Genomic DNA, 4022 nt, shown 5'->3' with positions numbered 1-4022 from the left:
CCTATGCGCGCGACGGCGACTCCTATCTGATCGTCGCCTCCAACGGCGGCGCCGACCGCCCCCCGGGCTGGTATCACAACCTGCGCAAGCACCCGCGGTGCGAGATCAACGTCGGCCCCAAGCGTTTCGCGGTGACCGCTCGTCAGGTCGGACCGGATGACGCCGACTACCGGCGGCTGTGGAAGATCGTCAACGCCAACAACGCCAACCGCTACGACGGCTACCAGAGCCGCACGTCGCGGCCCATCCCGATCTTCGTGTTAGTCCACAATTAGCTGCCGAAACGCCCATTCCGTCGGCGCGGCGCCCTATTGTTTGCTTCACGCGCGGCGATGCGTAGCCAGGCCGCGCCGCGCAGTGCGAAGTGGGGTGACGCAGCGATGAAGCCCTCGACCGGCAGGCCGTGGCAGCGCCTGGGGCTGTCCGCGCGGGTCGGTTGGCTCCTCGTCGCCGCCTACGGCGTCGCGGAGGCGCTGGTCGCGGCCTCGTGGCTGTGGGGCTGGCGCGGCCCGTACGGCACTCGGCCGGTCGACGAGATCGTCACGGTGGCGTGCCTAGTGTGCGCGGCGGGGTGCGCCGCGCATGCGGCCCGCCGCGCGGCGGGCCGCATCCGATTCGGCTGGCTGGCCCTGGTCACGGCCCTGGTGGGCTGGGCGGCGGGGGAGGTCATCTGGGCGGTCTACGACGTGCGGCCCGACCTCGACCACGCGACCCACCCCGCGGCGGCCGAAGTGGTGCTCCTGCTGTATCCGGTCGGGGCCATGGCGGCGGTGGTGGCGTTCTCCCACGTGTCCCGCAACACACCCCCACGGATGGTGCTGGACGGCCTCATCCTGGCGACGTCGCTGTTCGTGATCTCCTGGGTGTTTGTCATCGAGAAGCAACTCCGCGAGAACAGCGGCTCGCGGCTCTCCACGCTCACGGAGGTGTTCAGCGACATCATCCTCGCGACGACGGCGATCATGGTGCTCTCGCGCGTGCGCCCCAGCGACGGGCCCAGCCGCAGCCTGGTCCCCGCCGGCATCGGGACGATCGGTCTGGCCGACATCGCCGTGGTGTTCCACACCGGGATCGGCACCTATCACACCGGCGACGTGAACGATTTGACCCGCGTGGCCGGGTTGGGTTTGTTGACGTGGGCGGGGCTGGCCGGTGCGCACGAGTCCCCGACGCCGCCGTCGCCCGACGACGCCCCGTACCGCACCCGGCTGTGGTTGCCGTACCTGCCGTTGCTGTTGGCCGCCGCGGTGGGGCTGGGTCACGCGCTGGGCCACATGCAGCACCGACCGATGCTCGCCGCGCTGGGAATCCTGGTTGTCGCCGTGCTGGCGCGGCAGTTCGTCGTGCTCGTCGAGAACCAGCGGCTGCTGGCCGAGGTCGCCCGGGAAGCCTTCCGGGACAGCCTGACCGGCCTGGCCAACCGCGCCCGGTTCGTCCAGCGGTTGGACGAGGCCATCGCCCGCCCTCCGGCGGGCGATGCGCCGATCGCGGTGCTCTGCCTCGACCTCGACAACTTCAAGCTGGTCAACGACGCGTTGGGGCACCCGGCCGGCGACGAACTGCTCGTGCGTGTCGCCGAGCGGATCACGGCCGCGGTGGACGAGTCGGCCACCGTCGCCCGGCTCGGCGGCGACGAATTCGCGGTGCTCATCGAGGCCTCCGTCGAGGAGTCGCAGGCCGCGGCGCATCGCGTCCTGGACGCCTTCAGCCCGCCGATCCTCATCGACGGGGTGCCATTGGACGTTCGGCCGAGCATCGGCTTCACGGTGGCTCCCGCCTGGTCGGGTTGCACCGTCGACGAGCTGCTGCGCCACGCGGACCTGGCCATGTACGCCTCCAAGCGCCAGGGCGGCCAGTGCGTCCACAGCCTCGTGCCCGATGTGCCCCTCACGGCCGCATCGCCGGACGCCACCGGACCGGTGGTGTCGCCCGCCAGCGTTCCCCGGCCCCACCGAGTCCGCGGCCTCCCCGAGGTGACCGCCGACCTCGACGCCACGGCGGAGTCGATACCGGACGCGTCGACCGACGCACCCGAGGGTATCCGGTGGCCGCCGACGGCGGTCCGGATCGCCATCGGCGCCTTGGCGATCGGCGTCGTAGCCTTCGCCGTACTGAGCGCGGTCACCCGGGCGGGCCAAGGCCACCCCGCATTCGTCGGCGGCCTGTATGCGGCGTTGAACCTCTCGGCGGCCGCGCTGGTCGCCGCCCGCGCCGTGCGCGTCACGGCGAACCGTTTCGCGTGGGCGCTGATCGCGGCCGGCATGGCGATCTCCGCGGTCGGTGACGTCGTCTACGCGGCGTTCGTCCCCGGCGGCCAGTCGCCCTCGGTCGCGGACCCCGAGTACCTCGCGTTCTACCCGCTTGTCTACGCCGGGCTGGTGCTGCTGATGCGGGCACGCCTCAAGCGGGTGCCGGTCGTGATCCGGCTCGACGCGGTGACCTGCGGGCTGGCGATGGCCGCGGTGGCCGCGGCGCTGCTCGCGGGGCCCGTCCACACGGCAGCACTCCGCCAACCGTCGACCGTCCTGGTCGGCCTGCTCTACCCGTGGGGCGATCTGCTCCTGCTGGCGCTGGTCACCAGCATGCTGCCGATCCTGGGCCGCAGCAACGCCTTGCGGTGGTCTCTGCTGGTCGGCGGCTTCGTCCTGTTCGCGGCGGCGGACACGGTCTACCTGTTCGAGACCTCGGCGCGTGCCTACCGCGTCGGAATGGCACTCGACGCGTGCTGGCCCGCGTCCTCGTTGCTGGTGGCGGCGGCCGCCTGGGCCCGCTCGGCGGGGGGGCCGATCAGCGCCAAGCGCGGCCTGGGCTCCTTCGCCGTGCCCGTCTCGTGCACCGTCGTGGCGCTGGCGGTGGCCGTTTTGGGTCATGGGTCACGGCTGGCCACGACGCTGGCCGCGCTGAGCCTGGTCGTGGTCGCCGCCCGCTTCACGGTGTCGTTCCGCGACGTCAGCGTGCTGGCCGAGGACCACAAACGCGCCATGACCGACAAGCTGACCGGCCTGCCCAACCGCCGCTCCCTGGTCACGGCCTTGACCGAGGTGTCCACCCCGCAGCCCGCGCCGGCGACCAAGGTCGTATCGCGCCGCGCGCTGCTGCTGCTGGAGCTGTACGAGTTCCACGAGATCAACGCCTCGATCGGCGCAGCGTTCGTCGACGAGCTGTTGTGCCGCATCGCGAACCGGCTGGGGAATGCCATCCGCCGTGACGACCTGTTCGCACGCGTGGGTGACAGCCGATTCGCGATCCTGCTGGCCGAGGGCACCGACCTCATCGCCGCGCGCGCCCAGGCCGGCCGGCTGCTCGAGTGCCTGAGCGAGCCGTTCGCGCTGGACCCGATCACCGTGCGGGTCGACGCCCGCATCGCCATCGCGCTGTGCCCCGACCACTGCGAGCATCCCCAGGAGCTCCTCAGCCTCGCCGAGGCGGCGATCCCCCACGCCCGGTCGGCCGTCAGCAAGATCGCCGTCTACGAGTCGGCGTTCGAGCTGTATCGGGACAACGACCCCAACCTCATCGAAGAACTGCGCGCCGCGCTGAACGACGGCGACGAGCTGACCTGTCACTACCAGCCCAAGGTCAACCTCGACGGCAGCGTCCACAGCGTCGAGGCGCTGTTGCGCTGGCACCATCCCGACCGCGGCCTGCTGCTGCCGGCCGAGTTCGTCCCGGCCGCCGAACGCGCCGGGCTGATGCGTAAGATCGCAGACCGCACGCTGAACCTCGTCCTCGAGCAGATGCGATCCTGGCGCGGACAGGGCCTCACGCTCACCGTCGCGGTCAACATGTCCACCATCAACCTGCTCGACCTGGACCTGGTCGGCACGATCGAGCGGCTGCTGAACACTTACGACGTACCCGCCGGGGCGCTGATCATCGAGATCACCGAGAGCACCCTGATCGATTCGGTGCGGTCGCGCCACAACGTGGCCTCGCTGCAACGCCTGGGCATCCACATCTCGCTGGACGACTACGGCACCGGATGGTCGTCGCTGGCGCGCCTGCAGGACGTCTCGGTCGAC

At 71.1% G+C, this 4022-nt stretch carries 2 protein-coding genes; both read left to right on the top strand.

All coding sequences use genetic code 11. The features are described 5' to 3' along the window. On the top strand, positions 1-275 hold a 275-nt coding region (locus AC2VOR_RS15900; RefSeq protein ID WP_486964094.1), incomplete at its 5' end, for a nitroreductase/quinone reductase family protein. Positions 276-380: 105 nt separating this feature from the next. Next, positions 381-4022: diguanylate cyclase domain-containing protein (locus tag AC2VOR_RS15895; RefSeq protein ID WP_486964093.1), on the top strand; the 3642-nt coding region annotated here is incomplete at its 3' end.

The organism is Mycobacterium sp. TH-M103, assembly GCF_057473785.1.
This window is presented reverse-complemented; position numbering and strand designations above follow the sequence as displayed.